At 57.6% G+C, this 4921-nt stretch carries 4 protein-coding genes; 1 reads left to right on the top strand and 3 read right to left on the bottom strand.

Annotated features, from left to right (window positions below):
* Positions 1-262: hypothetical protein (locus LD28_RS23730; protein WP_206538774.1), on the top strand; the 262-nt coding region annotated here is incomplete at its 5' end.
* A gap of 214 nt (positions 263-476) precedes the next feature.
* Here LD28_RS23730 and tyrA read toward each other — a convergent pair.
* The 3 genes from tyrA to glgC all read right to left on the bottom strand — a co-directional run bounded on the left by tyrA (position 477) and on the right by glgC (position 4566).
* Positions 477-1616, bottom strand: coding sequence for a bifunctional chorismate mutase/prephenate dehydrogenase (gene tyrA / locus LD28_RS0120430; RefSeq protein WP_033138735.1), 1140 nt, complete (start codon positions 1614-1616; stop codon positions 477-479).
* A gap of 135 nt (positions 1617-1751) precedes the next feature.
* Entirely contained in the window at positions 1752-2825 is a 1074-nt protein-coding gene (locus LD28_RS0120425; protein WP_033138734.1) for a 3-deoxy-7-phosphoheptulonate synthase, read from the bottom strand.
* Positions 2826-3264: 439 nt separating this feature from the next.
* Positions 3265-4566 (bottom strand): glucose-1-phosphate adenylyltransferase, encoded by a 1302-nt coding sequence (glgC, locus tag LD28_RS0120420; RefSeq protein WP_033138733.1) that lies wholly within the window; start codon positions 4564-4566, stop codon positions 3265-3267.
* Positions 4567-4921: the final 355 nt, after the last annotated feature.

Genomic DNA, 4921 nt, shown 5'->3' with positions numbered 1-4921 from the left:
TTCTGCTTTCTGCTTTCTGCTTTCTGCTTTCTGCTTTCTGCTTTCTGCTTTCTGCTTTCTGCTTTCTGCTTTCTGCTTTCTGCTTTCTGCTTCCTGCTTCCTGCTTCCTGCTTCCTGCTTCCTGCTTCCTGTGTTTTATCCCCTACGGCTAGACAAGCCTGCTATGACCAGGTTGAGCAATAGGCCCGAGATCGGGCATTGGCTCGTAATGCCGGGTGGCGGGCTGGGGATGGGGTTCTTGGCAAGTGCTGGTCATGCATAAGTTAAACTTGGGGTATCAACGGAAAAGCCATAAATAAAATTTATAGTGGCTGAGTTGGCACACTCAAGACCCCGGGAGGGTGACGGCCAGTGTTGTCAGGGGCATGGCCGATCCTGTGCGGTGGTGGGTTTCTGAATACCGAACAAAGCAAAAGGGAAGATGCACAGGCATCTTCCCTTTTTAGTGATATGAGCGGTTGATGTTCTTTGCAGGATCAGCCGTGGTGGCGGCGGTCGTTGGCCTGGGCCAGCAGCATGCGGCTTTCCCGCAGGAACTGGTCGGCGTGTTCACCGAAGAAACCGGAGACTTGTGAGAAGGCGTCGATAAATCCTGCTCTGTCCCCCCGCTCCAGCAGCCCCAGCGCTTCGCCAAAGTTTTGGTAGTAGCGGCGGATCATCGCCAGATTCTGCGGTGACGACAAAATGATGTCGGCATAGAGGTGGGGATCCTGGGCAAACAGCCGCCCCACCATGGCGAGCTCCAGCCGGTAGATGGGGGAGCTTAAGTTAAGTAAGCGATCCAGATTGGCCCCTTCCCGGGAGAGGTGCCAGCCATAGGCAAAGGTGGCGAAGTGGCGTAGCGCCTGAATGAGGGTCATCGCCTCATCGTGGGCCTTGGCTTCCACCTGTTGCAACCTGGCGCCCCAGATGGTCATCTGATCCAGCAGCCACTGGCTGGCGGCGGGGTCACGGCCCTGACAGCAGACAATCACCTGCTTGGCGAGGCTCGCCACATCGGGCCCGAACATGGGGTGCAGCCCCAGCACCGGCCCTGGGTGCACCGCCAGCATATGCTCGAGCGGCGCTGACTTCACGCTGGTGACATCCACTAGCAGGCAGTGGCCAGGCAGGTTGCCGAGTCGGTCGATGATCTGGCAGGTGATATCGATGGGCACCGCCACCATCACCAGACCGGCATCCGCGAGGATCTCGTCAGCGCGTGGCCAGTCGGCTTGCTCCAGCGTCTCGACCCGATAGCCGGAGAGGCCGAACATGTGACCGAACAGCCGGCCCAGCTGACCCTGACCGCCGATGATGACCACCTTGCCAAGGTCCGGCTTCATGCATTTGAAGTGGTTATCTTTTTCACTGGCCGATTCGAGGATGTAGGATTCGCGCATGACACGGCGCAGCACATCCTCGATGAGATCGCCGGGCACTCCCAGCAGCTCGGCCTCGGCGCGGCGGCGGGCCAGCATGCTCGCCTCCCGATCCGGTGCATAGATGGGCAAGCCGTGGCGGCTCTTTACCTCACCCACTTCTCCCACCAGCGCCAGACGGGCGGCCAGCAGATCGATCAGCTGCTTGTCCACCGCGTCTATCTTGTCCCTGAGCACATTCAACTCTTCAGCCATATCCAGTCCCTGCTGGCGCCGCGGGCGGCGGCGCCCTGAAATTCAAGATGCAACAAGGTATCACGGCGTGAGCGGCTTGATGCCACCTGCGGTGATACCCAGATTGTTCAATAGGTTACGACAAGATACCACGGCTTACCGCGCAGTTCTGCCCTTGAGAGGGTCAACCAGCTGGTTGTGGCAGCGGGCCAGCAGGGTGGCGGTGGTGTCCCAGTCAATGCAGGCATCGGTGATGGAGACCCCGTAGCGCATCTGCTCCTTGGGCTGCTCGCTGGACTGGTTGCCCTCGAACAGGTTGGATTCGAGCATTACGCCGATGATGGAGCGGTTGCCCTCCTGGATCTGGTGGATGACGTTGTCGGCCACCTTGGGCTGCAAACGGTGATCCTTGCTGGAGTTGCCGTGACTGCAATCCACCACAAGGCCCGGCAGCAGGCCCGCTTTCTCCAGCGCCTCTTCCGCCAGCGACACATTGACCGAGTCGTAGTTGGGGTGTTTGCCGCCGCGCAGGATCACGTGGCCATCCGGGTTGCCCTGGGTTTGCAGCAAGGCAACCTGGCCCTGCTGGTTGATCCCCATAAAGGCGTGGGGGGAGGAGGCCGCCTGCAGCGCATTGATGGCGGTACCCAAGTTGCCGTCGGTGCCGTTCTTGAAGCCGACCGGCATGGAGAGGCCGGACGCCATCTCCCTGTGGGTCTGGGATTCGGTGGTACGGGCGCCGATAGCAGACCAGGAGAAGAGCTCCGCCAGGTATTGCGGGCTGATGGGGTCGAGCGCTTCGGTCGCCAGCGGCAACTCCAGCTCCGCCAGCCAGCAGAGCAGCTCGCGGGCCCGGTGCAGCCCCAACTCCACATCGAAGGTGCCATCCAGATTCGGATCGTTGATAAACCCTTTCCAGCCGACCGTGGTGCGCGGCTTCTCAAAGTAGACCCGCATGACAATGTAGAGAGAGTCCTGATAGGCATCATGCAGCGTTTTGAGTCTGGTTGCGTACTCTTTGGCGGCCTCCATGTCGTGGATGGAGCAGGGGCCACAGATCACCAGCAGCCGGTGATCGCGGCGGTGAATGATGTCGGCGATGGTAGTGCGGGCCCCTTGCACGAATGCCAGCGCCTTGTCGGAGATGGGTAACTTCTCCTTGAGCTGGGCAGGCGTGATCATCACTTGTTCGGACTGGATATGGATGTTGTTCAGGGGGTCTCTTTGCATGATCTCATTCTCTCTACGCTATTAAGCCAAAAGCAGTTGTACCTATAAATTTACACTGGTACCTGCTTTGTTACGCAACCGCCCTCACCTTACCAAGTAAAAACAAACAATCAAGTGAAACTAGCGGGCTTACCGCTAAATATTCAGATAAAGGAGTCTCTATATAGCGCAAACAGGAATAATCAGGATGATTTTTCGGAGGTGTAATGGTTTTTGTGTAATTAATTGTTTACGAATTGACTGATGGGTGATGCGGTGAGATGTGAGTGACGTGAAGGGAGAATGCTGCCCAGGTATCCCTTCACCGTGGGTTGGCATCTCTGCGGCGCGGCGCCGTGATGGCGATGATGGTGTGAGGCGGCTATCCGCTAAGCCATAGAAAGAGGGAGCCATAGTGGCTCCCTCTGCGGTACGAAGGGGTATCCCGTCTGGCTGCGGATTAGCGCTTCTGTTTCCCCTGCAGCTCTTTGTTCAGGCGAGTGAGCATCCCTTGGGTGACCAGCACGATGCCCTGCTCGGAGCGGTGGAAGCGGCGGGCATCTTCATCGGCGTTTTCACCGATCACTGTGCCTTCCGGCAGTTTGCACCCCTTGTCGATCACCACCCGGCGCAGTCGGCAACCGGCACCGATCTCCACACCCGGGAAGATCACCGCCTGATCCAGGGTGCAGAAGGAGTCGACCCGCACATTGGTAAAGAGCACCGAACTCAGGATGAAGGAGCCACTGACGATGGTGCCCCCGGCAAACATGGAGTTGATAGTCATGCCGTGCTGACCGTTTCTGTCCTGCACGAACTTGGCGGGGGGCGTCATGTTCTGGCTGGTCCAGATGGGCCAGTCCTGATCGTAAATATCCAGCTCCGGAGTGACGGAAGCGAGATCCATGTTGGCCTCCCAGAAGGAGTCCACGGTCCCCACATCGCGCCAGTAGGGGCGACGATCCGGACAGCAACCGACACAGGACATGCTGAACGGGTGAGCGAATGCAGTGCCCTCTTTTACCACGCGGGGGATCACGTCCATGCCGAAATCGTGGTGGGACTGCTCGTTGGCGATATCTTCATCCAGCAGCTGATAGAGATACTCGGCATCGAAGATATAGACACCCATGGAGGCCAGCGCGGTGTCAGCTTTGCCCGGCATGGCGGGCGGGTTGGCCGGTTTCTCGACGAAGGCGTTGATCTTGCGATCATCATCCACTGCCATTACCCCGAAGGCGCTTGCTTCACTGCGTGGCACCTCGATACAGGCAACCGTCACCTTGGCGCCCATATTGACGTGGTCGAGCAGCATGGCGGCGTAATCCATCTTGTAGATGTGATCGCCAGCCAGTACCACCACATATTTGGGGGCGTGATCGCGGATGATATCCAGATTCTGGTAGACCGCATCGGCGGTACCCCGATACCAGTTCACCTCATCCACCCGCTGCTGGGCAGGGAGCAGATCGATAAACTCGTTCATCTGGTAGCGCAAGAAAGACCAGCCGGATTGGAGATGGCGCAACAGGCTGTGGGATTTGTACTGGGTGACGACACCGACCCGACGAATGCCGGAGTTGATGCAGTTGGAAAGCACGAAATCGATGATGCGGAATTTGCCGCCGAAATGAACGGCCGGTTTTGCACGGTTGTCGGTTAACTGTTTAAGGCGACTACCCCGCCCTCCTGCGAGTACCAAAGCCATGGTCTCGTTCAGCAACTGTCTGGATTTTGCTGTATTGGCAGGTTGTAACAACATCTCATATCCCTTTGTAGATAAATCACTACAATGTTGCCTCCTTTGAGCCCTTAAGAAAGTGCTTTCAGTCACACTTTATGGTTTTTGACGTAATAAAATGACCTTTTTGTTATTAAAAATGACGGGTTGATCTGTCATTGCTTTCAATATGGTCAGTTGTCAATTGAGGCGAGCCGAGCGGTAAAGGGGCGGCGAGAGATTGAGGGGCGGGATGGAAAAAAGCCCCTGCCAATGGTTGGCAGGAGCCTGGTTCGTTGAGGCCCGGTGAGTCGGGCCTGATTAACAGGGGTCAGGCCGCGTTGGCCAGTGGCTCCTCACTCTTCTTCTGGTATGCCTGAGGGGTGAGGCCCAGCAG

The sequence above is a fragment of the Aeromonas finlandensis genome (assembly GCF_000764645.1).
Lineage (GTDB): Bacteria > Pseudomonadota > Gammaproteobacteria > Enterobacterales > Aeromonadaceae > Aeromonas > Aeromonas finlandensis.
This window is presented reverse-complemented; position numbering and strand designations above follow the sequence as displayed.

Coding starts and splice junctions, on each gene's coding strand:
- tyrA (WP_033138735.1), bottom strand. CDS start 1,616: ATGGCTGAAGAGTTGAATGTGCTCAGGGACAAGATAGACGCGGTGGAC.
- LD28_RS0120425 (WP_033138734.1), bottom strand. CDS start 2,825: ATGCAAAGAGACCCCCTGAACAACATCCATATCCAGTCCGAACAAGTG.
- glgC (WP_033138733.1), bottom strand. CDS start 4,566: ATGTTGTTACAACCTGCCAATACAGCAAAATCCAGACAGTTGCTGAAC.